We start from the raw sequence: 25,320 nt of genomic DNA, 5'->3' as shown, positions 1-25,320 counted from the left end.
CATGTCCAGAAACGGTCCTTTGGCCCTCGGTTTCCATGGCTTGGTAGTGCTGTTCATGATGGCGCCGCTGGTGGTGGTGTGCCTGGTGGCCTTCACTCCGGAAAACACCTTGAGCCTGCCCACATCAGGCTTCTCGCTGCGCTGGTTTCGCGCGGTGTTCGAGCGGGCTGACTTTATCCAGGCGTTCTACAACAGCCTGATCCTGGCGTTCACCGCCGCGACCCTGGCCACCTTGATTGCCGTACCGGCGGCCTTGGCGATCAGTCGGTACACGTTCCCGGGGCGCAACTTTTTCAGTGCGTTGTTCCTGTCACCGATCATCATCCCGCACCTGGTGCTGGGCGTGGCGATGCTGCGCTTGTTCGCGCTGATGGGTGTCAACGGCAGCTTTACCTGGCTGATGCTCGCGCATGTGGTGATCATCACACCGTATGTGCTGCGCCTGGTATTGGCGGCCGCGATCGGTATTGATCGCAGCGCCGAGCAAGCCGCCGAGTCCCTGGGGGCGAGTCGCTTCACGCTGTTCCGCCAGATCACCCTGCCGATGATTTTGCCCGGTGTCGCCGGGGGTTGGTTACTGGCCTTCATCAACAGTTTCGATGAAGTGACGCTGTCGATCTTCGTCAGCTCGCCGGCCACCCAAACCCTGCCGGTACGCATGTATGTGTACGCCACCGAATCCATCGACCCGATGATGGCGGCCGTGTCGGCACTGGTGATTGCGCTGACGGCAGCCACGATGATTCTGCTCGACCGGGTCTACGGCCTGGACCGCGTACTGGTGGGGAAACATTGATGGCCCTGTTCAAGCGCGTGGCCGAGACCGAACGCCCTGCCCTGTCCTTCACCCTGGACGGCCAACCTGCCAGCGGCTTGCTCGGTGACACCTTGCTCACCGCCGTACTGACCTGTGCCGAGCACCTGCGCGGCAGCGACTTCAGTGCCGAGCGGCGCGCCGGGTTTTGCCTGATGGGCGCGTGCCAGGACTGCTGGGTGCGACTTGAAGACGGCCGCCGGGTGCGCGCCTGTTCGACGCTGCTGGAAGAAGGCCAGGCGATCAGCCGTGATCCGGGGCGCCGACCATGAAGCCGGTAGTGATTGTGGGGGCTGGCCCGGCCGGTATCAGCGCAGCGCGTACGCTGCTCGACCATGGCGTCACACCTTGCCTGGTGGATGAGAGCCCGCGCGGTGGCGGGCAGATCTATCGGCGGCAACCCTTGGGTTTCCAGCGCACCGCCAAGCAGGTCTACGGATTTGAAGCGAACAAGGCCGACGCCGTGCACCGCACGATTGATGAGCTGGCACCGCTGATCGACTACCGGCCGGAAACCCTGGTATGGAATGCCGAGGACGGTCGCCTGGACATGCTCAACAACGGTCGCGCCGAAAGCCTCGAGTACGCGCGCATCATCGTCGCCACGGGCGCCACCGACCGCATCCTGCCAGTGCCGGGCTGGACTTTGCCCGGTGCCTACAGCCTCGGCGCCGCGCAAATTGCCTTGAAATACCAGGGCTGCGCCATCGGCGAGCGGGTGGCGTTCTGCGGGAGCGGGCCGTTGTTGTACCTGGTCGCCTATCAGTACGCCAAAGCCGGCGCCAAGGTGGTGGCGGTGCTCGACAGCGCGCCGTTCAGTGCCCAGTGCCGTGCGCTGCCGGCGCTGCTTGGGCAACCGCTGACCTTGGCCAAGGGCTTGTATTACCGCGCCTGGCTGACGGCCCACGGGATTGCCGTGCATCAGGGCGCCACGCTCAGGCAGATCGAAGGAGAACAACGGGTCACGGGTATTCGGTGGGGCGAACACAGCCTGGCATGCGACGCCGTGGGCTTTGCCCACGCCCTGCGCTGTGAGACGCAACTGGCGGATTTGCTCGGCTGTGAATTCGCCTGGAACGCGTTGAACCGCGCCTGGCTTCCACAACGCGACAGCGCCGGGCGCAGTAGCGTCAGCGGCGTGTACCTGGCCGGCGACGGCGCCGGGATCATGGGCGCCGATGCGGCGCAAATGGCTGGCGAACGGGCCGCGCTGGCGCTACTCGAGGACTCGGGCATCGCAATTGATCACCGCCGCCCCGCCGTGTTGGAACAGCACTTGGCTGGCATCCAGCGCTTTCGCCAGGGCCTCGAAACTGCCTTCCCCTTCCCTGAGCAATGGGCCGCACAGGCGCCGGATGAACTGATCCTGTGCCGCTGTGAAGAAGTCAGCGTCGGTGACGTGCGCGCGGTGGTGGACGAAGGCCACTGGGAGATCAATCGCGTCAAGGCCCACTGTCGCGTCGGCATGGGCCGCTGCCAGGGCCGGATGTGCGGGCTGGCGGCAGCGGAAATTGTCGCCGAACGCTGCGGCCGGGGCATCGAGAACGTCGGCCGCTTGCGTGGCCAGGCGCCCATCAAGCCACTGCCGTTTGGCGTGGAGGTGCAGCCATGATCGACGTCATCGTCTTGGGCGGTGGGATCGTCGGCGCATCGGCGGCCTTGATGCTCGCGCAAAAAGGCCAGCGCGTGGCGTTGGTGGAGCGGGATTTTTGCGGCTCGCATTCCAGTGGGGTGAATTATGGCGGTGTGCGCCGCCAGGGCCGGCCATTGCATCAATTGCCGCTGTCACAGCGTGCTCATCAACTGTGGGCCGACTTGCCGGGATTGATCGGTATCGACGGCGAATACGTACGCTCCGGGCATTTGAAACTGGCGCGCAGCCACACTGATTTTGCCGCGCTGCAGGCGTACGCCGTGCAGACCCGTGGCTTTGGCCTGGGCTTGCAGTTGCTCGATCACGCCGAGCTGCGCGCACGCTTCCCCTGGGTTGGCGATATCGCCGTGGGCGCCTCGTTGTGTCCGCAAGACGGCCACGCCAATCCACGCGTAGTGTCCCCGGCCTTCGCCCGTGCCGCGCAGCGCTGCGGCGCAGTGGTGTACGAGCAGGCCGAAGCGGTCCGCATCGAACATGACAGCCGCCAGTTCCACGTGCACTGCGCCACCGGCCTGCATCTGCAAGCGCCGTGGTTGCTGAACTGTGCGGGCGCCTGGGCCGGCACCGTCGCTGCGCAGTTTGGCGAAGCGGTGCCGATCACCTCGGCGCACCCGGCGATGCTGGTCACCGAGCCGCTGCCAGTGGTGATGAATGTGAGCACGGGGGTGGAAGGCGGCGGTATTTACGCGCGGCAGGTCGCCCGGGGCAATTGCATCCTCGGCGGCGGTCGCGGCTTTGCCCTTGGCCCGCTGACCGCGCGCCCAGGCCAGGCAGCGGTGCTGGAGATACTGCGCAATGCCGCCGAGCTCTACCCGTTTCTCAAGGGTGCCCAGGCGATTCGCACCTGGAGCGGCACCGAAGGTTACCTCCCCGATCACGAACCGGTGATCGGTCCCAGCAGTACCCAACCTGGCCTGCTCCACGGTTTCGGCTTTGCCGGCGCCGGGTTCCAGCTCGGTCCCGCGGTGGGTGAAGCCCTGGCAGAGCTCGTCTGCGACGGGGCCAGTCGCCACCCTATCGAAGCGTTTTCCATCCGTCGTTTCCAAGCCTGAGAGGAAAAACATCCATGAACCCACGTATTGCGCTGTCCTGCTTGTCCCTCGCCCTGCTCGCCTCCACCGCGCACGCCGCGCCCACGCTGTACCTGGGCATGAACGGCGGCACCATGGAACGGGTGTACGCCGACAAGGTGCTGCCCGCCTTCGAGAAGGCCAATAACGTCAAGGTGGTGATCGTGCCCGGCACTTCGTCGGACATTCTCGCCAAGGTCCAGGCCAACAAAGACAACCCACAGATGCACGTGATGTTCCTCGACGACGGCATCATGTACCGCGCCATATCCATGGGCTTGTGCGACAAGCTCGCGCCCAGCCAGCCCCTGGAACAGATCCCGGCCAAGGCCAAAATCAAGGACGAAGCCGTGGCCGTGACCCTCGGCGTCACCGGCCTGGGCTACAACGCCAAGATGTTCAAGGAAAAGGGCTGGGCCGCGCCCACCTCGTGGATGGACCTGGCCGACCCGCGCTTCAAGGAAAAGGTCGTGTTCCAGTCGCTGGCTTCGTCCACTTTCGGCCTGCACGGTTTCCTGATGTTCAACCGCATCCAGGGTGGCGACGAGACCAATGTCGACCCAGGCTTCAAGGCCTGGCCGAAGACCGTTGGCCCCAACGTGCTGGAATACATTGCCAGCTCGGCAAAAATCTCCGAGATGGTACAGACCGACGAAGCCGCGATCTTCCCCCTCACCCCAACCCAGGTCGCCACCCAGAAGCTGCTTGGCGTGCCCATGGAGTATGCGCAACCCAAGGAAGGCGCCGTGGTGCTGAACGTGGCCGAATGCGTGATCGCGCGCAATGACCAGCCGGAGCTGGCGCAAAAACTCGCGGCCTTCCTGCTGACCGCCGAGGCCCAGGCGCCGGCGCTGGAGGAAGGTGATCAGATTCCGTCCAACCCGACCACCCCCACCACCGACAAGACCCGCGCACGGGTGGAAGCGATGCAGGGTTATCTGCAGACCGCCATTTCGATTGACTGGGACCAGGTCAACCAGGCGCGGCCAGAGTGGAATGCGCGCTGGAGCCGGTCGATCGAGCGGTAGGCTGACATGACGGGCGCGCTCGGGCAGCGCGCTTGGCAGTCAAGCAGGAAACGCCAAGCGGAAGGTCGTGCCTGATTGATCGCTCTCCACTGTCACCCGTCCGCCATGCAATTGCATGATCGAGCGCACGATTGCCAGCCCCAGGCCACCGGAATCATCGGGCTGGTTGCGTGACGGATCGCACCGGTAGAACCGTTCAAACAGCCGAGGTAGATGCTCCGCTGAAATCGGCGGGCCTTGGTTGTGTACAGAGACCTCGACCCTGTCCTCCCACACCACACTGTTGATAACCACGTCCGTCGCAGGCGATCCATAACGCAGTGCATTGGCCACCACGTTAGCCAACGCTCGACGGATCAACACCGGATCAGCACGCAACTGGGCGTGGGCATGATTGACCAGCGTCATATCGCGTTCTTGCGCGACGCCTTCGAAATACTCACACAGTTGCTCGACCAGATCATGCAGGTTGATGGGATCGTCGTGCACGCAGGCTTGCGACTGCTCGGTACGCGCGAGAAAAAGCATGCTGTCGATCATTCGCGCCAGGCGCTCATATTCCTCTTGATTGGACACCAACAGGTTTTGATAGTCCTCGACCGACCGACTGTGCCTCAGGCTTTGCTGGGTATGCCCCATCAGGTTGCTGAGCGGGGTGCGCATCTCATGGGCGAGGTCTTCCGAGAAGCGTGACAGCTGGGCGAACCCGTCTTCAAGGCGTGCAAGCATTTGATTAAGCGCCTGGCTGAGCGCTTGCAGCTCAGTCAGTTCGTTGAACTCATCCAGCCGCAGATGCAGATGTTGTGCATCGATACTGGCCGCGCGTTGCGCCAGCATACGCACCGGTTGCAAGCCTCGTCGACTGACCCACCCGCCCAGCACAAACGCCAACAAAGCCCCGACTGACATGGCGAGCCAGAGCTTGAGTCGGTAAGCCCCCAGCATCTGCTCACGCTCACCTAACAACTTGCCAGCAATCAGGGTCAAGCTTCGTCCCCCCTGCATGACATCCTTCCAGGCCAGTCGGACTCCCTGCGAAGCATCGCCGTCACCGAGCCGGGCCTGGGCTGCGGCAGGCAACGTGGGCACGCTCATGCCGACGGGGTTGATTTCGATCAGCGCCTGACCGGAGCCGTCGACAATCCAGAGCAGGTTGTCACGGTTGCCCAGCATATTTTCGTAGAGCTTGGGTCGATGTCGTAGTTGCTCGACGCTGGCGCTGTCGTTTAGCAACGCTTGCATACGCTCCAGGCGACCTAGCAGCGCCTGGTCATCGCGCCAGGCGATTTCCCGTTGTAACGATTGATAAAGATAAAAACCGATGGAACCCAGCAGCAGCGCACTGACCAGCGCGAACATGACCGCCAGGCGCAGGCTCAGGGCACGCGGAAACAGTTTCAGGATTGCACCTCGAGCATGTAGCCAATGCCTCGCACGGTGTGTATCAGCTTGAGCGCATAGGGGTCGTCCACCTTGGCCCGCAGTCGACGGATGGCGACATCGACCACATTGGTGTCACTGTCAAAGTTCATCTGCCAGATCTGCGAGGCAATCAACGAGCGCGAGAGCACCTCCCCTTCTCGGCTGACCAGCAGGTGCAAGAGGGCAAACTCCTTGTTGGTCAGGATCAGGCGTTCGCCCCTGCGCGTGACCTTGCGTCGCAACAGATCCAGGCTCAGGTCGGCGACCAAAAACTGCTCGACCTCACGGGGCGGCCCCCTGCGTAGCAAGGTCCGTACACGTGCCAACAACTCGGCATAGGAAAAGGGTTTGACGAGGTAATCATCGGCCCCTGACTCGAGCCCCTTGACCCGGTCTTCCACGGAATCCCGGGCGGTGAGAAAAAGCACCGGGGTTTGCCACTTGCGCCGAATGACCTGAAGCAATTGCCATCCATCCAGGCCCGGCAGCATGACGTCCAGAATGATCAAGTCGAACTCACTTTCCTGCGCCAGGTACTGGCCCTCCAGGCCATCCAGGGCGACTTCGACCACGTAGCCAGATTCAGTCAGGGCTTTGTGGAGGTAATCCGCTGTTTTGGCTTCATCTTCAACGACCAGGATACGCATCTTTTCCTCCAAGGCTGGCGCATAGGCTAGCGCGCCAGACCGTTTCGTTACATTACATATTGGTAATGATGAGGCAATCATTCTGACGGAGCGCTCGGGTCATCATGCCTGGCAATGACTCAGCCAGACCAAACACAGGAAAAAGCATGCGTAAAAGCCTATCCACTTCATTGCTGGTGCCTCTCGCAATGAGCTCTGCGCTCGCCGTTGCAGCGCCCGACCACGTTGTGCAGCGCAAGGACGTGTCACTGGCAATGGCCAATGACTTATTGAATGCCGCGCTGGCAGCCTGTCATGCCCAGGGGCGCACCGCCGTTGGCGCAGTCGTCGACCGTGGCGGCAACTTGGTCGCCGTCCAACGCGACGACGATGTCGGCCCGCACAACACGCTGGCGGCTCAGCGAAAAGCCTACACCGCGCTGTCGACCAAGACCCCAACACGGCTATTGGCAGAACGTGCCCGCACGACGCCGGATGCTGAGAACCTCAACACCCTGGATGAGCTGTTGCTGCTAGGCGGCGGCGTGCCGTTGCTGTTTGAGGGGCAAGTCATCGGGGCTATCGGAATGGCCGGTGCCGGTGGGGCAGCAACCGATGAAGGGTGTGCATTAGCCGCTATCAACAAAATCCTACCTGCCGTCAAACACTAAGGACATGATCATGACTGTATTGAAAACGCTGTTCGCTGGCATCGTATTGAGTGTCGTATCGTCGCTGGCATCAGCGGCAACCAACCCGCTCAGCGTGCATGTGCTCAACCTACAAGATGGCCTGCCGTCAGCGGGTGTCAATGTCACCCTGGAAAAACAGTCCGGGAAGAGCTGGAACATGCTCAACCATGCAACGACGAACGAACAAGGTCGTGTGACCGGGCTGTACCCGGAAGGTCAGGCCCTGGAGAAAGGCACTTACCGTGTCACCTTCAAAACCGGTGAATGGTTCGCCGCCCACAACACCTCGAGTTTCTTCCCGGAGGTACCGGTGATTTTTGAGGTGGACGGCACTGTCCCGCACTACCACATTCCCTTGCTCCTCAGCCCGTACGGTTTCTCTACCTACAGAGGGAATTGAGTACCTGCCCGGCAGGACAACCAGGCCGCCCCTGATCTCAGGGGCGGCTTTTTTAATTGTTGGGCATCTCCCCCGATGACGCGCACGCCCTAGCGTACCTTGCCGCCAGGAACCTCCCTGTCGAACGAACGGGCGATCCGCCCACGCAACGGCGCGTCAGGGTCCATGGCACGGCAAAACACTCATGCTCATTGTCAGTCCGTTTCTTTAAGCATATCTTGTACAAAACCTATACAAGACCATACACCATGTACAACAATACGGATTGGCCGCTGACGCTGTACTTTGACGGTGAATGCCCGCTGTGTGCGCGCGAAATCCGGATCCTGCAACGGCACGCCTCTGATAATCGACTGCTGTTTGTCGACATCAGCAGCGCTGGGTTTGACGCCAAGGCACTTGGTTTCACAGTCGAGCAGATGCAGTCCTCACTGCATGCGCGTTTCGCTGATGGTCGCTGGCTAACCGGCCTGGACGCCACCCTGTGGAGCTGGCGAGCCGCTGGCTTGGGGTTTTGGGCCACGCCACTGACATGGCGTGCACTGCGCCCGCTGTTTGAATTGGGTTATCGCCTTTTCTGCCGCTTACGTCCCCATTTGGCGTGGTTACCTCACCCGGACGGTGGTCGTCGCTGTGTCGATAACCGTTGCACGGTGGCGCAGTCAGAACCCGAGTCCGACAAGAAGCCCGCGTCGAAAATAAAGCACGTCTAGAAAACTTCGTCTTGTCATTGGCCCAACGAAGAACCTGAGTCAACGCTGCGAGGAATCAACATGAACCCGTCATTAGCAGATCAATACCGTGAAATTCTCGTCGGCGTAGGCGAGAACCCTGAGCGCGAAGGCTTGCTGGACACGCCCACGCGGGCGGCCAAAGCGATGCAGTACCTGTGCAACGGCTACACGATGGACCTGGAAAGCGTGGTAAACGGCGCGTTATTCGAATCGCAGAATGATGAGATGGTCATCGTACGCGACATCGAACTGTACTCATTATGTGAGCATCACATGCTGCCCTTTATCGGCAAGGCTCATGTCGCGTACATCCCCACCGGAAGGGTGCTGGGCCTGTCAAAGGTCGCCCGAGTGGTGGATATGTTCGCTCGCCGCCTACAGATCCAGGAGAACCTCACAAAACAAATTGCCGACGCCATTCAGCACATCACCGATGCCGCCGGCGTGGCGGTGGTGATCGAGGCCAAGCACATGTGCATGATGATGCGGGGCGTAGAGAAACAAAATTCGGTGATGACCTCATCGGTGATGCTGGGCGCCTTTCGTGAATCCTCCCCTACACGTCACGAGTTCCTGCAACTGATAGGACGACTGGGTTAACGCCAACACATCGCGCCAGACGGTGGGAGAGACTAGATGAACAGTGCGTTCAAGATGAATTCCCTTGGCGAGGGCTATCGTGCCTTGGTGATTGGCGCCAGTGGTGCGCTCGGCTCGGCTTTTTGTGAATGGCTCAATCAGGATCCACGGTGTGCGGGCGTACGTGAGCTGGGGCGCAACAGCGTTCCATGCCTGGACCTGGAGGATGCGGACAGTATCGCCAGAGCGGCCGCAGAATTGACTGGAGAAGCACCGTATCAGTTGATCTTGCATGCAGCCGGCCTGCTCCATCGCGAGGGAATAAAGCCTGAAAAAAGTTACGCCGCGATTGAAGCAGATGCACTGCATTCGGTATTTCAAGTCAATACTGTGGGGCCCGCCCTGGTGTTGCGTTACTTCCTGCCGTTGCTAGACCCTCAGGGCGCAATGGCAATGCTCTCTGCCAAGGTCGGTAGCATCGGTGATAACCGCCTGGGCGGCTGGTACGCCTATCGCGCTTCCAAGGCGGCATTGAACATGCTGATTAAAACCGCGGCAATCGAACTGGCACGAACCCGTCCCCAGGCGCGCTTGCTGAGCCTGCATCCCGGCACGGTGATCTCGGGCTTGTCACAGCCCTTTCGTGGGGCTTCTGCCGCGAGACCAGCAGACATCGCTGCACGCGAATTGTTAACGCTGATTGACCGCTTGGAGCCTGCCGACAGCGGCCACTTCTTTGCTTACGACGGAGAGCGCCTACCCTGGTAGGCGCGTCGTGAACCGTCATCGACAGGGGTTGACCGAAAGCAAGGCGAATGGTGACGCACGAATGTGTTACATCTCCACTTGAGTACCCAGTTCAATCACCCTGTTCAATGGCAATTTGAAATACTTGAGGTTGCTGTTGGCGTTCTTCAGCAGAAACGCGAACAGGTTTTCTCGCCAGCGTGCCATGCCAATACGCTGGGTCGGGATCACTGTCTCACGACTGAGAAAATAGGTCGTGCGCATCGGGCTGAAATCCAGCTCATTCAAATGACACAGCTTCAAGGCCATGGGAACGTCGGGCTCCTCCATGAAACCGAAGTGGAGGCTGACACGGAAGAACCCTTCTCCATAAGCTTCGACCTCAAACCGTTGGTCTGCACTCACTCGAGGGCTGTCTTCGGACACTACGGTGAGAAGCACCACTTGCTCGTGCAGCACCTGGTTATGCAAGAGGTTGTGCAAGAGTGCATGGGGAACGGCATCCGCCCTGGCGGTCAGGAAAACCGCTGTACCTTGCACCCGGTGCGGCGGCTGCGAACGGATGCTACTGATGAACAACGGCAGGGGCAGCGCGGTCTCGTCCAGCCGCTCGACGATGATTTTGCGCCCCCGCTTCCACGTGGTCATCAAGATGAACAACCCGATACCGGCGATCACCGGGAACGCACCCCCCTGGAAAATCTTCGGCGCATTGGCCGCGAAGTACAAGCTGTCGACCAGTAGAAAACCGAGCAGCAGCGGGATAGCCACCCAGCGCGGTGTTTTCCAGAGCAGCAGGGCCACGGCTGAAGACAGAATGGTGGTGATCAACATAGTGCCTGTGACAGCCACGCCATACGCAGCCGCCAAGTTACTGGAAGACTCGAAGCCGATCACCAGCAGTACCACACCCACCATCAATGCCCAGTTGACGGTGCCGATGTAAATCTGACCCTGCTCCTGGCTGGAGGTGTGCTGGATAAACATCCGGGGCACGTACCCTAGCTGGATCGCCTGGCGCGTCAGGGAAAAAGCACCGGAGATCACTGCTTGAGAAGCGATGATGGTAGCCAGTGTGGAAAGCGCGACCATGGGGAGCAACGCCCAGCTAGGCGCGAGCAAATAGAATGGATTGCGCACCGCCTCCGGGTTCTCCAGGATCAGGGCACCCTGGCCAAAGTAATTGAGCGCCAGGCCAGGCAATACCAGCATGAACCAGGCACGCGAAATCGGTTTGCGACCAAAGTGGCCCATGTCGGCATACAGTGCTTCGGCGCCGGTCAACGCCAATACGACGGCACCCAGTATTGCCACGCCTATTCCCGGATGGGCGACGAAAAACTGTACCGCCCAAGCAGGGTTGAGCGCTTGCAGCACTTCGGGGCGCTGCAAGATACCGTAGATCCCGAGGGCACCCAACACCACGAACCATAGCACCATGACCGGGCCAAACAGGACACCGATGCGAGCCGTGCCATGTTTCTGTATCAAGAACAACGCCACTAGGACGATCACCGACAGTGGCACGACCCAGTGTTCTATTCCGTCAAAGGCGAGCTGTAACCCTTCCACCGCCGAGAGCACAGAAATCGCGGGGGTGATCATGCTGTCCCCGTAAAAAAGCGCTGCACCGAACAGGCCGAGCAGAACCAGGACTTTACTCATGTGCGGATAAGGCGCTGCTGCGCGGCGGGCCAACGCTGTCAACGCCATGATGCCGCCTTCGCCCTGGTTGTCAGCGCGCAGAATAAACAGCACGTACTTGATCGAGACGACCCAGATCAATGACCAAAAGATCAGTGACAGAATGCCCAGCACACCGTCGTGATTGACCTGAACGCCATAATGGCCGGAAAAAACCTCCTTCAATGTATAGAGGGGGCTGGTGCCAATATCCCCATAAACCACCCCGACCGCAGCGACGAGCAAGCCCACCCCTGACGTCTTGGAAGGGGTGTGTTCATTTACGGCGGTCGCTGTCTCACTCAAGGGGCGCATCTCTCAGTTATCAGGGGGAGTGAATGCACGCAATCCTTGGTCATTGCACTCTTTCAGGGCCATCGGAAAAACGAGGCGCGTAGAGGATCAAAAAATCGACGCCAGTATCGTTGCGAGCAACGCCCTCTACCGTAAAGAAGCCGTAAAAATTTCGGACGGAACCTGCCCTTCTTGGCGCGCTCATCACAGCGTGTCCTACCTGGCCAAAGGGCATCGGTTCACAATCGACGTGATGCTGGCGGCGCGGCGCCTGGCAGTGTCTTTGTTTTTCAAGGCAGTCTTATTTTACGAAGAAAGAACGCCCGCCAGCGTCGATGATTTACCCTCGAAAGACGTTCGCAGGGCCATCGGCAATAAAGGGTCTAAACGGGGTGCCCTCCGGTATTCAATACACGTCGACAGTGTGGGTTGGTACGAAAAACACTTGAGCCGACTACGTTTGACTGCGAACGGGTGTAACAGTGGCTTGTGGGTACGCGTTCGAGTGTCCAAACGGCCGAGCCACCATGGAAAAATGCCCTAGCACTTCTGGAAATCCAGATCAGCCAGGTTGTTATAGAATGGCTTGAAACTCATAGGGGCTCTGAAAATGATCGACGCAGAACTGCTGAAATTGATGGTTGAAACCTCCGATGACGGCATTGTGATTGCCGAGCAGGAAGGCGATGAGAACATCCTGATCTATGCCAACCCCGCCTTCCAGCGCCTGACGGGCTACAGCGTCGACGACATCCTGTATCAGGACTGCCGCTTCCTGCAGGGCGATGACCGGGACCAAGCCGGCTTGGCCGTTATTCGCGAAGCGATAAAGAACCATCGCCCTTGCCGGCAGATCATTCGCAACTACCGTAAAGACGGCAGTGCGTTCTGGAATGAGCTGTCGATTACCCCGGTATTCAACGACGCTGATCAACTGACTTATTACATCGGGATCCAGAAGGACGTGAGCGCCGAATTCGAGGCTGTCGCGCGTGTGCGCGAACTGGAAGCGGAAGTCGAACACTTGAAGGTTCAACTGGCTCAATGGCAATCCACGTCCCCAATGCTTCAGAACCCAACGCATTAATGATTCTTTGGTGTCCACTGCAAACGACTTTCCTCCGATGACGGCTACCTGGCACCCACACTCAGCTGGAACTTACTGAATGAAGAAGTCGAACCGGCTGTGCCTGGTCTTGGGCGACCAGTTATCTTTCGACCTTGCCTCACTGCAAGGGCTCAACAAGGACCGTGACACGGTTCTACTGGTCGAGGTGATGGAAGAAGCCAGCCATGTGCCCCATCACCCGCAGAAAATCATCCTGATCTTCAGTGCCATGCGTCATTTCGCCGAAGCGTTACGACAGCAAGGGTTCCAGGTGCAATACGTCACGCTTGATGATCCGAAAAACAGTGGATCCGTCAAAGGCGAACTGCAGCGCTGGCAGGCATTGACGCATTCCGATGAAATACATATCACGGAGTGCGGCGACTGGCGCCTGGAACACGCCCTCAAGGACTGTGGCCTGGCCATCCAATGGCATCCCGACAGTCGCTTCCTTTGCACGCGCACCGAATTCTCTGACTGGGCCAAGGGCAAGAAGCAACTGCGCATGGAGTTCTTCTACCGCGAGATGCGTCGCAAAAGCGGGCTATTACTCAATGGCGATGGGAGCCCGGTCGGAGGCGCCTGGAACTTTGATGCGGACAACCGCAAGGCATTGCCCAAGGGCGTCATACCGCCGTCGCCGGCCCGCTTCAAGCCAGATGCGATCACCCAGGATGTGCTTGCGTTGGTAGCCGAACATTTCTCCAGTCACTATGGCAGCTTCGACACGTTCGACTACCCGGTTACACACGCGGATGCCCAGGCGTTGTGGGAGTATTTCCTCGACTGGGGGCTGGCAGCGTTCGGCGACTACCAAGATGCAATGGCCAGTGATGAACCCTTCCTGTTTCATGCCCGGATCAGCGCCGCGCTCAATATTGGCCTGTTGGACCTGCGTCAGCTGTGCCGTGACGTTGAGTCGGCGTATTGGGCCCACAGGATTCCATTAAACGCCGCCGAAGGTTTTATTCGTCAACTCATAGGTTGGCGTGAATATGTACGGGGCGTCTACTGGCTGAAAATGCCCGACTACGCCGGCGGCAATCTGTTTGGCAACAACCGGCCGCTTCCAGCGTTCTACTGGACGGGCAACACCCAAATGAAGTGCATGAGCCAGGCGATCGGCCAAAGTTTGAAACATGCCTATGCCCACCATATCCAGCGGTTGATGGTGACCGGCAACTTCGCGCTGCTGGCAGGCATCACCCCGACTCAGATCTGCGACTGGTACCTGGCAATTTACATGGACGCGTTCGACTGGGTCGAACTGCCCAATACACTGGGTATGGTCATGCACGCCGACGGCGGGTACCTGGGTTCCAAGCCTTATTGCGCCAGTGGCCAATATATAAAGCGCATGTCTGACTACTGCCGCACCTGCGTCTACAAGGTCAGTGAAAGCACGACCGACGACGCCTGCCCTTTCAATTCACTCTACTGGCATTTCCTGATGCGCCACGCAGACCTTCTGCGCAGCAATCAGCGCTTGGGCATGGTCTACAAAAACCTCGACCGGATGACTGAACCCAAACAACAAGCGCTGTGGGATCGCGGCCAGGAACTGCTCGCCAGGCTCGATGCAGGGGAATCGTTGTGAAGAAGAGCGAACTGCCGGTCAAAAAGTGCGCGGTCTGCGGATTAGATTTTGCCTGGCGCAAGAAATGGGCGCGCTGTTGGGATGAGGTCCGCTACTGCTCGCAGCGTTGCCGTCGAAACAAGGCCGCAAACGCTGGGAGTGTGAAGTAGATACGTGTGAGTCTTGTGCAGTGACGACAAGCATGCAAATAAGCAGTCCAGTCGCTGTAGTCGCTTCAAGAGGGTCGGCTGCGATAAGCCGCAGCAACGATTACCGCATGTGCTGGGATCACTGCTGATGACGTTCACTGGATACGGCTGGTTTGATCGTAGGGTCCAGGCAACCGCTTCATTCTGGAATCAAGCCTTGGCGCGCGTTAAGCGTTTAATGCCTGCCTGCCAAGTCCAAATACTACCCCTGGTCACTGCGCAACAATGCTGTACGGCAAATAGCGCCGTTTTTTAGAACTCGCGACGTTCCGTGCAAGAGGCTGTTGGCCAGAACTCGAAAATGATTTGAATTGCCGAGCTCCGTCATTGTCCTCTCAACACCTCATGCGAAAACAAGCGGTCTAGCAGGGGCGACACCGTTGCCAAGACTCACAATAGAGCCGTCATTCGACGGAAAAATAGGCACCTGCTACCATGCCCATCCCTGTCCAAGGGATGGATGGCCCCAACACGCAATTGACGTTAGCATTCAACTTAATTCGGCTTGAATAGCCTGTCTTCATATCAGGGTCGCATTGTGGAAAAGCTTAAACGCCTTCAAAGCGGAATCGAAGGGCTGGATGCTCTGCTCAAGGGGGGACTGGTTGCGGGCTCCTCATACATTATTCAGGGCCGTCCAGGGTCCGGCAAAACGATCCTCGCCAACCAACTTGGATTCCATCACGCGAATAATGGAGGGCGGGTACTGGTTGCGACGCTCCTGGCTGAATCGCACGACCGGCTTTTTCAATTTCTTTCTACCCTCAGCTTTTACGACGCCTCCAAAGTAGGCGCCGAAATCCAGTTCGTCAGCGCATTTGACACCTTGGAAAACGAAGGTCTTGACGAAGTAGTGAAGCTGCTTCGGCGCGAGATAAGCCGTCAGAAAGCAACCGTGATGGTGGTGGACGGTTTACTCAACGCACGCTCCAGAGCTGACTCGCACATTGACACCAAAAAATTCATCTCTGAGTTACAAGGCCACGCCGCCTTCGCGGGTTGCACCGTGTTATTTCTTACCAGCTCCCGCCTGGATGACGGTAGTCCAGAGCACACGATGGTCGATGGTGTGATCGAAATGGGTGAGGAGCTTTATGGCACGCGCTCAGTACGTCGTATTCAACTGCGAAAGACTCGCGGTAGCGGAGCGATGACGGGCCTCCACGAGTGTGAAATCAACGATCATGGGTTAGTGGTTTATCCACGGCTGGAAAGCCTCTACAGCCACCCGTCAGCACTCGACAGTGCCGACTTGACGCGCATCGCCAGCGGCGTCGCCTCGTTAGACACCATACTGGGTGGCGGTCTGTACAGCTCCAGCGTGACACTGGTCATGGGCCCCTCAGGAATAGGTAAAACGACCCTGGGGCTCAAGTTCCTCGGCGAGTCCACGCCTGAAGCACCCGGCTTGCTGTTTGGATTCTATGAAAGCCCACAGCGGCTGCGCTTGAAAGGTGTCTCCCTGGGGGTCGATGTAGAAGGTATGGAAAAAAGCGGCGCCTTGAGCATCGCCTGGCAACCCACCACCGAAGGCCTGCTGGATGGCTTGGGCGCCCGACTCCTGAAAATTGTCGAGGAAAAGGGCATCAAGCGTGTTTTTATCGATAGCCTCAGCGGCATGACGCGGGTTTCGACCAACCCAGCACGGATCACCGACTTTCTAAGTGCGCTGATGAACGAGCTTCGCGCCAGAGGAGTAACGGTGTTCGCGTCCTGGGAAATGCGTGATCTCTTCGGCTCGGAGGTCAGCGCACCCAACTCTGACCTGTCCAGTTTCGTTGATAACCTGATGCTTATGCGCTTCTTCGAGAATCAGTCTGAACTATGCAGGACCCTCTCTATTCTTAAAGTACGAGACAGCTCCTACGACCCCTCTCGTTTTGAGATGGTGATCCGTGACCAAGACGTTGATCTGAAAAAGGCTTCAAGCAATGAGCCACCCACATCCAGTCATTCATCGCTGCCTGGTTCAACTTCCTAAGTCTTTGATTCGGGTTATATTCACATGACCACCATTCTGGTCGTCGACGACGAGTATTTGATCGCTGACATTCTTGGCTTCGCGCTAGAGGATGAGGGGTTCATGGTCGTGAAGGCAGGCCACGGTCAAAAGGGACTTGAAGTGCTTGAGAGAGAGCGCCCCGACTTGATCATCACCGATTTCATGATGCCGGTGATGGATGGACTCGAATTCGCCAAAGCCGTACGAGCCCTGCCCTCCGTTAAACACTTGCCGATTATTCTGATCAGCGGCGCGCAGGCGCACATTGGCATGCAGAGATCTGACTTGTTCAATGTTGTGTTGGAGAAACCGTTTAATATCGACTTGATCATTGACGAGGTAAAGAAACTGCTGGCTGACCGTCATTAAGATGCCAAGTCGAAGTGCCCTGAACGTGTGATTGAACGAAGGGACGATTGGCAGCCGTGTCGAGGTTCAAGCCAGCCAGCGGTTAACTGAAAATGGGCCCTCGTTGGGCCCATTTTTACCTCAAGCGATGATCATTGGGCGAGCCAGGATTCCACGGTGGCCGAACCATGTTCAGCTTTCCACTCTTTCAACCCTTTGTGATTGCCGCCCTTGGTTTCAATGGTCTCGCCGGTGTGCGGATTCTTGTAGACCTTAACCTGGCGGGCTTTGCGTGTACCGGTTTTCGGCGCGGCTAAAGAGGCGCGTCGGCCGGCTTGCGGATCCAGCAGGTTGATCACGTTTTTCAAGCTGTAACCATATTTCGCGAGCAAATCCCGAAGCTTCGTTTCGAATTCGATTTCTTTCTTGAGGCCAGCATCACCCTTCAACGCTTCGAGTGCCTGGAGTTGTTCGGCGAGGTGTTTTTCGAGCTGGCGGAATTCGGCAAGCTTAGACATTGGAAACCTCTGGTAGGTAAGTCTTTTAACAGTACACCAAAAGCAGAGTACTGGACGGGTGATCGAAAGCGCGCGGCCATCAATCATCTGAAGTCAGTAAGGCAAGCAAGGTTGCGCACTAAGAGAATAGAACATGAATAACAACAGTGATCGCGCCGACTTTATTTATCATTGCACTCACACTAACGAATCCATCGATATTGCATCGAGTGTTGAGCGCAGAACGACGGGCGGCCGCGTTGTTCCGATCCGTGGCCGCGTAGACGCTTAAGAGGACGCCTTGAGATAGGAACGGGCTGACACACGACAGCGATCATTCCAGCCAATCAAGTCGACCTCGGCCATCAACGTGTGGCCAACGCCACCAGTTCTTCGCGGCTGCTGCTGATCTGGGCACCGGCCTTGAGCAGATCATTGACCGCCTGTACGCCGCCCTCCTGCGTGATGCCTCGGCACGCCGGCAGGTGCAAGACCACTTCAAGGCCAGCGCTGAGCAGTTGCAACGCGGTGGTCTTGACGCAGTAGTCCAGGGCCAGGCCGCCGACGATCACGCGGCTAACGCCCTGGGCCCTGAGGTACTCGATGACGCCGGTCGACAACTTGTCGTGCAGGTCGTGGTAGCAGGCACCGTAGGGGTGCAGGTCGGGTTCGACACCTTTCCAGATGAAGTAATCGTAGTCGTAGGGCGTGGGCAACTCGTCCAGCAAGGTGAAGCCTTCGGTGCCCGGTACGCAGTGGCTCACCCAGGTTACATCGGCGTGGGCCAGGCCCGTCGGTTGTAGCATCTCGCTGTGCTGCGACACCACCCAGGGCGCGTGCGGGGTGTGAGCGTCCTTGCTGCCGACGCGGTGGCCGGCGAGGCTGGCCATGTAATTGAGTTCGGCACCGATCTGGTCACCGCCCGCCACCGGTAGCTCGTTGGGGCACAGTGGCGTGAAGCTCTTCTGGGCATCCACGTCGAATGAAGCAATGGCGGTTTTCGCAAGGGGCATGGTCGTTCTCCTGTGGCCTGGCATCCACTTAACGCAGTGGCTGATGGCAGCGTCAAGCTGCCGTTCTACCACACCATGACCGCGGCATCGCTACAGAAACCGCGGTTCTTCAAACGGCCGCAGTCGCGAGCAAGCCCGCTCCCGCATTTTTGCTCGGCCTGCAGTCAACTCATCCAATTGCCGCCGTCGACGTTATAGGTCTGGGCCACCACATAGTCGGCCTCCTTCGAGGCCAGGAAGATCGCCATCCCGGTCAGGTCCGCCGCCGTCCCCATCCGCCCAAAGGGCACCGCCTCCCCAACCCGCTTCTTTTTCTCGCCTGGCGCCAACCCTTCATGCCTGGCAAACAACGCATCCACTCCGTCCCAGTGCTCACCCTCGACCACGCCGGGGGCAATGGCGTTGACGTTGATGCCCTGCTTGATCAGGTTCAGCCCCGCCGATTGGGTAAGGCTGATCACCGCCGCCTTGGTCGCGCAGTAGATCGCCACCAACGCCTCGCCCCGCCGTCCGGCCTGGCTGGCCATGTTGATGATCTTGCCGCCGTGCCCCTGGCTGATCATCTGCCGCGCGGCGGCCTGCAGGGTGAACAATGTGCCGGCGACGTTGATCGAGAACAGCCGCTCGTAACTGTCGCGGGTGATGTCGACAATAGGCGCGAGGTCGAATAGCGCGGCGTTATTGATGAGGATATCCAGCTTGCCGGCCTGGGCCACCACGGCAGCAATCGCGCCGTCGATGGAGGCCTGGTCGGTGACATCCATTGCCACCGCGTAGGCTTGCGGGCCCAGTTCGGTGGCGGTGGCCTGGGCGCGTTGCAGGTTGATATCGGCGATGGCCACGGTGGCGCCCTCGGCGATGTAGGCCTGGGCAAAGGCGCGGCCGATCCCGCGTGCTGATCCGGTGATCAGCGCGCTCTTACCTTCGAGTCGTTTCATTGAGGTGTCCTGTGAACATTATTTCGGGTAGCCGGCGCGTTTCATCTCGCGCTCGGTGCTGGACTGCGCCTGCAACAGGGCCTGGTCAACCGACATGCCGCCGGTCAGCGCAGCCGAGAACAGTTTGCCGACCGACGTGCCAATCGCCTGGAACTCAGGGATCGTCACGTACTGGATGCCCACGTACGGCACCGGCTTGGTCGACGGGTGTGCAGGGTCGGCGTGCCTCATCATCTCCAGGGTCACCTGGGCAAAGGGCGCCGCTTTCAGGTACGCCTCGTTGTAGGTGGACTGGCGGGTGCCTGGCGGCACGTTGGTGATGCCTTCTTTGTCGGCCACCAACTGGATGTAGTCCTTGGAAGTCGCCCAGCTGATAAAGGCCTTCGCGGCGTCCTTGTGCTTGGAGGTGGCCGGAATCGCCAGGGACCAGGCGTAGAGCCACGAGGACCCTTTATCGGTGACTTCGGTAGGCGCGGCGGCAAAACCTACGCGGTCGGCGACCTTGCTCTGAGTGTTATCGGTGGTGAAGGAACCGGCCACGCTGGCATCGACCCAGATCGCGCATTTGCCGCTGTTGAACAGCGCCAGGGTTTCGTTGAAGCCGTTGCTGGACACGCCCGGCGGCCCGTATTGCTTGAGGGTGTTGACGTAGAAGTTGGCGGCAGCGGTCCACTCGGGGCTGGTCAGTTCGGGCTTCCACTGTTCGTCGAACCAGCGTGCCCCAAAGGCGTTGGCCATGGTGCTCAGCAAGGCAATGTTTTCGCCCCAGCCAGCCTTGCCACGCAGGCACATACCGTACTGGTCCTTGTCCTTGGCGGTGAGCTTGGACGCGAACTCACCGAGCTGGGTCCAGGTGGGGTGCGCCGGCATGCTCAGGCCTGCCTGCTTGAACAGGTCGGTACGGTAATAGGTGACGGTGCTTTCGCCATAGAACGGCAAGGCATACAAGGTGCCGTTGACCGACAGGCCCTGGCGTACTGAGGGGAAGATATCGTCAGCGTCGTAATCGGCCGGCAGTGGGGCCAGGGGTTCCAGCCAGTGCTTGGCACCCCATAGCGGGGTTTCGTAGGTGCCGATGGTCAGCACGTCGAATTGCCCGCCCTGGGTGGCGATATCGGTAGTGAGGCGCTGGCGCAGCACGTTTTCTTCCAGCACCACCCAATTGAGCTTGATGTCCGGGTGCTGTTCTTCGAACACTTTGGACAGGCGCTGCATGCGGATCATGTCACTGTTGTTGACCGTGGCAATGGTGACGATGTCGGCGGCATGGCTGGGCATTGCCAAGGCCAGGCCAGAAAGCAGGAACAACGCTTGCGGGATCTTGAACATAGCGGTTTCCACCTGTTGTTTTTCTTGTTGTTGAGCGCCGATTACAGCAGCTTGGCCAAGCCCTCACAAACGCATGGCGAATGCTCGACCGATACTTTTTTAACCGCTGACTGGAAGTTAAAAAAGTATCAGTGCCGGGCGAAACCGGGGGTAGCGCGTCCGTTACCAACCCGCGTATTTTGAGACGATCCAACCTCTAACAGAGGCATCACCATGCCCGTCAGTCGCGCCCAACTGTTCGAACATCGCCCCGCTGAACTCGAAGTGATCCTGCCCGAACCGGATCATTGCTTTCGCTGGTTCGAACACGACTATCCCTATGACCTGGCGCGCTGGAACCACCACCCCGAATTCGAAATCCACCTGATCCGCCAAGGCAGCGGCAAACTGGTGGCCGGCGACTATATCGGTGCATTCAGTGCCGGGCATGTGGCGCTGATCGGCCCCGACCTGCCCCACGACTGGATCGGCGAGCTGGCGCCCGGCGAGTCCCTGAGCGGCCGCGACGTGGTGCTGCAATTTGACGGCGCCGCCCTCCTCGCCCTGCGCAAGACCTTGCCGGAACTCGGGGACCTGTCGGCATTGTTCGAACAGGCTCGTCGCGGTCTGGAATTCATAGGCGACACTGCCGTCACCGCAGCGAATCTGATGGAAGCCATCGGCAGCGCCCATGGCCTGCACCGGTTGATCCTGTTCCTGCAATTGCTCGACACCCTGAAAAACGCCCCGCCGCAGCAGGTCAAGGCCCTGGCCAGCCCGTGCTATGCGCCGACCCTGGACGCGCGCAGCGCCGAGCGCATCAACAAGGCGTTTGACTATTTGATGCGCGAGCTGACGGGCGATGTGCGCTTGTCGGTGATCGCACAACAGCTGGACATGAGCGAACCAGGCTTCTCGCGCTTCTTCAAGCGCAACACCGGCCACGGGTTCATCGACCTGATGCGCAAGTTCCGTGTGCAACGCGCCTGCCGGCTGTTGCTGCAAAGTGACATGTCGGTGGCCGACATCTGCTTTGAAGTGGGCTACGCCAACCTGTCCAATTTCAACCGGCACTTTCGCATCGAGATGAACCAGACGCCGAGTGACTATCGGCGGGAAACGGCGATGCATCTGTTCCAACGCATTGAAAAAATGACACCCAGTCAATTCTGACCAAAAGGTCGACTAATCCCATTTTTTTTCAGGCTGATCAATCGATTGAGCAAAGTTGGTACAGCCTGTGCAAACGTTTGCGGTACGAACTTGGCCACCCAGTTCACCCCCACCCGAAGAATCGGGTCCAAACCGCGTACGAATAGGGATTTTCAATGCATCACTCCTCTTGGCACCCTGCTTCCCTTGGTGTTTCCCTGCTACTGGCCGCCGTTACGGGAGTACTCAGCGCCCCCATTTTGGCGCAGGAGAAACCCGCCGATGACTCAGCACAGGGCGAAACCCTCAGCCCTGAAGCCAGCCCGGCAAAAAAAGGCGCGTACCTGTCGGACTGGTTCAACCAGGACCTGACGTTGATCGGCAGCAAAGACATCAGCTTCGGCCCCAAGCCGCAAGATGACATCTATCTGGAATACGAGTACTTCGGCCGCAAGGGACCCTTCGAGTTGTACGGCTATATCGACGTGCCTAAGATCCTCACGATCGGTAACAGTAATGACAAAGGCGTGTGGGACCATGGCTCGCCAGTGTTCATGGAGCACGAGCCGCGCATCTCCATCGACTACCTGGCGGGCCGCAGCCTGGCCATCGGGCCATTCAAGGAATGGTACGTGGCGTTCGACTGGATCTACGACCACGGCAGCAACAAGGAAAACCGCGCCAATGCCTTGTACAGCGGCCTCGGCACCGACATCGACACCCACTCGCGGGTCAACCTGTCGGCCAACTTCTACGGGCGTTACCAGTGGGAAAACTATGGCGCCAGTAACGAATATTCCTGGGACGGCTACCGCGCGCAAATGAAGTACATCGTGCCCATCGGCAAGTTCGATAACGGCGCCTCGCTGACTTACATCGGCTTCACCAACTACGATTTCGGTTCGGACCTGCACAAGGACAACCCGGCGCGCACCGCCAACTCCGTGGTGGCGACCAATGTGCTGTTGTATTCGTTTACCCACCTGCGCTTTACCCTGGTCGGTCGTTATTTCCATAACGGCGGCAACTGGGAAGACGGCAGCGAGCTGAATTTCGGCGAAGGCAACTTTCGCGCCCGGTCCGACGGCTGGGGCTACTACGCCGGCGTGGGCTACCAATTCTAATCAAGGAGCTTTAGATGAAAGCGTTTACCCGTCTCTCCGTTACCGGCTTCTCGATGGCTGTCGGCCTGGCCCTGCTGCCCCACGTGGTGCTGGCGGATGCACCGGCGCCGATCAAACCCAAGGTCATGCTGATCACCATGTTCGCCCCGGAAGCGCAAACCTGGATCGATCGACTGGAACTCAAGCAGCAAGTGCGCGTGCCAGGCTTGTCGGCTGAGTACCCGGTGATCCGCTGCAACACCCAGGACGTGTGCCTGCTGGTGACCGGCATGGGCCAGACCAATGCCGCCGCGTCCACCCTCGCCCTGGCCCTGTCACCCAAGTTCGACTTGCGCCAGAGCTACTTCCTGATCGCCGGAATCGCCGGTATCAACCCCAAGCACGGCACCCTCGGCACCGCTGCCTGGGCGCACTACCTGGTGGAGTTCGGCACTCAATGGGAGCTGGATTCACGGGATGCCCCAAAGGATTGGCCGACCGGCTATATCGGCATCAACACCAAGGGGCCCAACGAAAAACCACCCTTGGATTACAAGACCGAAGTGTTTGAGCTGAACCCCAAGTTGCAGGCCAAGGCCTTCGCCTTGTCGCAGAAAGTCGAGCTGACGGAAAGCAAGGAGTCCAGCGCCTGGCGCAAGCACTACCCTGCCGCCCCTGCCAACCAGCCGCCACAAGTCACCCGTTGCGACACGCTGGCGGGCAACACCTGGTTCTCGGGCACTCGTTTAAGCGAACGCGCCGAAGTCTGGACCCAGTTGCTGACCGACAACAAGGGCGAGTACTGCACCACCCAGCAGGAAGACAATTCCACCTATGAAGCCCTGCTACGCGCCAGCCGCGAAGGCCTGGTGGATATCCAGCGCCTGGCGGTGGTGCGTGCCGGCTCGGACTTCGACCGCCCGTACCCTGGCTACAGCGAAGTGGACAACCTGCTCAAATACGCCGATCAAGGGGGCTTCGTGCCGGCGCTGGAAAACCTGTACCGCACGGGTAACCCGTTGGTGCAGGCGATCCTCAAGAACTGGTCAGCATGGGAGAAAGGCGTTCCAGAAGCGTGAGGATCCACCCATAGGCGCCGTCAGGGCAGGAAGATGATTTTGTCCGCACTGCCCTGGTTTACCGCGTCGAAGCACTGCACCCCATCGGCCAGCGCCACCTCACGCAGGCCGGTGGGCAGCGGCAGCAAGCCCTCGTCAAAGAAGCGCCCGAACTGCTCCAGCATGACCGCGCATTGTTCGCAGTTGTAGAGCAGCGAATTGATCCCCACTACCGAGCCGCCCTTGCGATACAAGGCCAGTGCCGGCAGTTGCACATGGCCGTCCACCGGTGCCGCGATAATGGCGATGCGACCGAACGGCGCCAGGCCTGCCACCGCCGCCGGCAGCCAGAACCCCGTGGTGTCGAAAATCACATCGGCACCGCCCTTGAACACGGCATTCACCGCCGCACCCAGTTCTTCCGGCGTGCCCAGGGCAATCGCCTCGAAGCCCTGCCCCTGCAACACCGCAACCTGCTCAGGACGCCGCACTGCGGCCAGCACCTGGGCACCGCGAATGTTCGCCAGGGCCAATGCCGCGCTGCCGACAGCACCATTGGCGCCGATCACCAGCAACCGCGTGCCTTTCCCCACACCGCTGCGCTCCAGCGCGTCCCAGGCGGTGGTGTACGGCACGCCGAGGCTGGCTGCCTGGGCAAAACTCAAATGGGTCGGCTTATGCGCTACGCCCTTGGCCGACACGGTGAGGTACTGGGCATGGGAACCGTCGGCAAAAAAACCCAGGTCGCGGCCAGTGCCCCAGACGTCCTGCCCGACCAGTTCCTGTGGTCCCTCCACGACGACACCGGCAAAGTCGCGACCGGGAATGCGTGGCAAGGTGGTGTAGGGAAAACGGCCGAGCACGTTCTTGACGTCGCTGGGGTTGAGGCCGGCGGCCTTGACCTGTACCAGCACTTCACCCGCGGCCGGGACCGGAGTGGCGACGTCGACAAAACTGAGGGCGGCGAGATCACCGGTGGCAGTAAATTGCAGTGCTTTCATGGCCAATATCCATCGAAGAGAAAAAGGGATCAAGACAACCAGGTGCCCACCAACTGCCGGCCCATGGGCCAGAGCTTTTCGCCCAGCAGCATGCCCATCAGGCCGATCAAGGCGATGGCTGGGGGTGCGGGCGAGCGGAAATCCAGGGCGCCGTAGATCACGCCGACAAACAGGCCAATGGCGAGGGAAATCAGGTAGTTCATGAGGTCAGCGCCGTGTGGGTGGATGCGCTCAGTCTAGAGAGACGAATCCTGAAGCATCGGC

Annotated in this window: 27 protein-coding genes; 18 read left to right on the top strand and 9 right to left on the bottom strand. The window is 59.5% G+C overall.

What is annotated here, in order from left to right; translation table 11 throughout:
- Window position 1 precedes the first annotated feature (1 nt).
- Genes ATH90_RS11400 through ATH90_RS11380 form a run of 5 tightly spaced genes read left to right on the top strand, consistent with a single transcriptional unit; the run spans window position 2 to window position 4,566 of the window.
- Window positions 2-796, top strand: coding sequence for an ABC transporter permease (locus ATH90_RS11400; RefSeq protein WP_069023182.1), 795 nt, complete (start codon window positions 2-4; stop codon window positions 794-796).
- Entirely contained in the window at window positions 796-1,086 is a 291-nt protein-coding gene (locus ATH90_RS11395) for a (2Fe-2S)-binding protein (RefSeq protein WP_069023181.1), read from the top strand. Before ATH90_RS11400 ends, ATH90_RS11395 begins: the two co-directional genes overlap by 1 nt.
- Window positions 1,083-2,426, top strand: coding sequence for an FAD/NAD(P)-dependent oxidoreductase (locus ATH90_RS11390; RefSeq protein WP_098466283.1), 1,344 nt, complete (start codon window positions 1,083-1,085; stop codon window positions 2,424-2,426). The genes ATH90_RS11395 and ATH90_RS11390 overlap by 4 nt, the downstream gene beginning before the upstream one ends.
- A complete protein-coding gene (locus ATH90_RS11385; RefSeq protein ID WP_098466282.1) occupies window positions 2,423-3,520 on the top strand; it encodes an NAD(P)/FAD-dependent oxidoreductase in 1,098 nt (365 codons plus the stop codon). Before ATH90_RS11390 ends, ATH90_RS11385 begins: the two co-directional genes overlap by 4 nt.
- A 14-nt stretch (window positions 3,521-3,534) precedes the next feature.
- A complete protein-coding gene (locus ATH90_RS11380; RefSeq protein WP_069023175.1) occupies window positions 3,535-4,566 on the top strand; it encodes an ABC transporter substrate-binding protein in 1,032 nt (343 codons plus the stop codon).
- A 39-nt stretch (window positions 4,567-4,605) separates the two neighbouring features.
- Here the strand turns inward: ATH90_RS11380 and ATH90_RS11375 are convergent, their stop codons facing one another.
- Complete coding sequence (locus ATH90_RS11375) at window positions 4,606-5,967, bottom strand: heavy metal sensor histidine kinase (protein ID WP_098466281.1); 1,362 nt, start codon at window positions 5,965-5,967, stop codon at window positions 4,606-4,608.
- Entirely contained in the window at window positions 5,964-6,635 is a 672-nt protein-coding gene (locus ATH90_RS11370) for a heavy metal response regulator transcription factor (RefSeq protein ID WP_069023171.1), read from the bottom strand. The genes ATH90_RS11375 and ATH90_RS11370 overlap by 4 nt, the downstream gene beginning before the upstream one ends.
- A gap of 146 nt (window positions 6,636-6,781) precedes the next feature.
- Between ATH90_RS11370 and ATH90_RS11365 the strand changes: the two genes are divergently transcribed.
- The 5 genes from ATH90_RS11365 (at window position 6,782) to ATH90_RS11345 (ending at window position 9,787) form a co-directional block, all read left to right on the top strand.
- A complete protein-coding gene (locus ATH90_RS11365; protein WP_098466280.1) occupies window positions 6,782-7,285 on the top strand; it encodes a GlcG/HbpS family heme-binding protein in 504 nt (167 codons plus the stop codon).
- Between the two features lie 10 nt (window positions 7,286-7,295).
- Complete coding sequence (gene uraH / locus ATH90_RS11360) at window positions 7,296-7,706, top strand: hydroxyisourate hydrolase (protein WP_069023166.1); 411 nt, start codon at window positions 7,296-7,298, stop codon at window positions 7,704-7,706.
- Window positions 7,707-7,954: 248 nt separating this feature from the next.
- Window positions 7,955-8,419, top strand: a complete 465-nt coding sequence (locus ATH90_RS11355) for a thiol-disulfide oxidoreductase DCC family protein (protein ID WP_069023164.1) — start codon at window positions 7,955-7,957, stop codon at window positions 8,417-8,419.
- Window positions 8,420-8,479: 60 nt separating this feature from the next.
- Window positions 8,480-9,040: a GTP cyclohydrolase I FolE gene (folE, locus tag ATH90_RS11350; protein ID WP_069023161.1), complete on the top strand. Its 561-nt coding sequence runs from the start codon at window positions 8,480-8,482 to the stop codon at window positions 9,038-9,040.
- A 36-nt stretch (window positions 9,041-9,076) separates the two neighbouring features.
- Window positions 9,077-9,787: an SDR family oxidoreductase gene (locus ATH90_RS11345; protein ID WP_069023159.1), complete on the top strand. Its 711-nt coding sequence runs from the start codon at window positions 9,077-9,079 to the stop codon at window positions 9,785-9,787.
- Between the two features lie 66 nt (window positions 9,788-9,853).
- Here ATH90_RS11345 and ATH90_RS11340 read toward each other — a convergent pair whose 3' ends face one another.
- Window positions 9,854-11,764, bottom strand: coding sequence for a potassium transporter Kup (locus ATH90_RS11340; protein WP_098466279.1), 1,911 nt, complete (start codon window positions 11,762-11,764; stop codon window positions 9,854-9,856).
- A 589-nt stretch (window positions 11,765-12,353) separates the two neighbouring features.
- Between ATH90_RS11340 and ATH90_RS11335 the strand changes: the two genes are divergently transcribed.
- The 5 genes from ATH90_RS11335 to ATH90_RS11315 all read left to right on the top strand — a co-directional run bounded on the left by ATH90_RS11335 (window position 12,354) and on the right by ATH90_RS11315 (window position 17,007).
- A complete protein-coding gene (locus ATH90_RS11335) occupies window positions 12,354-12,830 on the top strand; it encodes a PAS domain-containing protein (protein WP_098466278.1) in 477 nt (158 codons plus the stop codon).
- 79 nt (window positions 12,831-12,909) lie between these two features.
- On the top strand, window positions 12,910-14,448 hold the full coding sequence (locus ATH90_RS11330) for a cryptochrome/photolyase family protein (RefSeq protein ID WP_098466277.1): 1,539 nt from the start codon (window positions 12,910-12,912) through the stop codon (window positions 14,446-14,448).
- A complete protein-coding gene (locus ATH90_RS11325; protein ID WP_081327099.1) occupies window positions 14,445-14,597 on the top strand; it encodes a DUF2256 domain-containing protein in 153 nt (50 codons plus the stop codon). Before ATH90_RS11330 ends, ATH90_RS11325 begins: the two co-directional genes overlap by 4 nt.
- 574 nt (window positions 14,598-15,171) lie before the next feature.
- Complete coding sequence (locus tag ATH90_RS11320) at window positions 15,172-16,617, top strand: ATPase domain-containing protein (RefSeq protein ID WP_164403629.1); 1,446 nt, start codon at window positions 15,172-15,174, stop codon at window positions 16,615-16,617.
- 24 nt (window positions 16,618-16,641) lie between these two features.
- The gene (locus ATH90_RS11315; RefSeq protein WP_069023148.1) at window positions 16,642-17,007 is read left to right on the top strand and encodes a response regulator; all 366 of its coding nucleotides are present in this window, start codon (window positions 16,642-16,644) and stop codon (window positions 17,005-17,007) included.
- Between the two features lie 131 nt (window positions 17,008-17,138).
- Here the strand turns inward: ATH90_RS11315 and ATH90_RS11310 are convergent, their stop codons facing one another.
- From ATH90_RS11310 to ATH90_RS11295, 4 genes are all read right to left on the bottom strand, one after another.
- Window positions 17,139-17,504, bottom strand: coding sequence for a histone-like nucleoid-structuring protein, MvaT/MvaU family (locus ATH90_RS11310; RefSeq protein WP_069023146.1), 366 nt, complete (start codon window positions 17,502-17,504; stop codon window positions 17,139-17,141).
- A gap of 344 nt (window positions 17,505-17,848) precedes the next feature.
- Window positions 17,849-18,496 carry a nicotinamidase gene (locus ATH90_RS11305; RefSeq protein ID WP_069023144.1) on the bottom strand — a complete coding sequence of 216 codons (648 nt, stop codon included), beginning with the start codon at window positions 18,494-18,496 and terminating at the stop codon, window positions 17,849-17,851.
- Window positions 18,497-18,660: 164 nt separating this feature from the next.
- Complete coding sequence (locus ATH90_RS11300; RefSeq protein ID WP_098466276.1) at window positions 18,661-19,434, bottom strand: L-iditol 2-dehydrogenase; 774 nt, start codon at window positions 19,432-19,434, stop codon at window positions 18,661-18,663.
- A gap of 18 nt (window positions 19,435-19,452) precedes the next feature.
- Window positions 19,453-20,712 carry an ABC transporter substrate-binding protein gene (locus tag ATH90_RS11295; protein WP_420884287.1) on the bottom strand — a complete coding sequence of 420 codons (1,260 nt, stop codon included), beginning with the start codon at window positions 20,710-20,712 and terminating at the stop codon, window positions 19,453-19,455.
- Between the two features lie 264 nt (window positions 20,713-20,976).
- On the opposite strand from ATH90_RS11295, the gene ATH90_RS11290 reads away from it, so the two are divergent.
- The 3 genes from ATH90_RS11290 to ATH90_RS11280 all read left to right on the top strand — a co-directional run bounded on the left by ATH90_RS11290 (window position 20,977) and on the right by ATH90_RS11280 (window position 24,076).
- Window positions 20,977-21,915, top strand: a complete 939-nt coding sequence (locus tag ATH90_RS11290) for an AraC family transcriptional regulator (RefSeq protein ID WP_069023138.1) — start codon at window positions 20,977-20,979, stop codon at window positions 21,913-21,915.
- A 155-nt stretch (window positions 21,916-22,070) separates the two neighbouring features.
- Window positions 22,071-23,018 (top strand): nucleoside-specific channel-forming protein Tsx, encoded by a 948-nt coding sequence (locus ATH90_RS11285; RefSeq protein ID WP_098466274.1) that lies wholly within the window; start codon window positions 22,071-22,073, stop codon window positions 23,016-23,018.
- A 14-nt stretch (window positions 23,019-23,032) separates the two neighbouring features.
- Window positions 23,033-24,076 (top strand): purine-nucleoside phosphorylase, encoded by a 1,044-nt coding sequence (locus tag ATH90_RS11280; RefSeq protein WP_098466273.1) that lies wholly within the window; start codon window positions 23,033-23,035, stop codon window positions 24,074-24,076.
- Window positions 24,077-24,096: 20 nt separating this feature from the next.
- Here the strand turns inward: ATH90_RS11280 and ATH90_RS11275 are convergent, their stop codons facing one another.
- Together ATH90_RS11275 and ATH90_RS11270 are read right to left on the bottom strand one after the other, a co-directional pair.
- Window positions 24,097-25,056 (bottom strand): quinone oxidoreductase family protein, encoded by a 960-nt coding sequence (locus ATH90_RS11275; RefSeq protein ID WP_098466272.1) that lies wholly within the window; start codon window positions 25,054-25,056, stop codon window positions 24,097-24,099.
- Window positions 25,057-25,085: 29 nt separating this feature from the next.
- Window positions 25,086-25,259 (bottom strand): DUF1427 family protein, encoded by a 174-nt coding sequence (locus ATH90_RS11270; protein ID WP_012723684.1) that lies wholly within the window; start codon window positions 25,257-25,259, stop codon window positions 25,086-25,088.
- Between the last annotated feature and the right edge of the window lie 61 nt (window positions 25,260-25,320).

This window comes from Pseudomonas lurida, assembly GCF_002563895.1.
Lineage (GTDB): Bacteria > Pseudomonadota > Gammaproteobacteria > Pseudomonadales > Pseudomonadaceae > Aquipseudomonas > Aquipseudomonas lurida.
The sequence above is the reverse complement of the archived record's forward strand: the minus strand, read 5'-3'. Positions and strand labels throughout refer to the sequence as shown.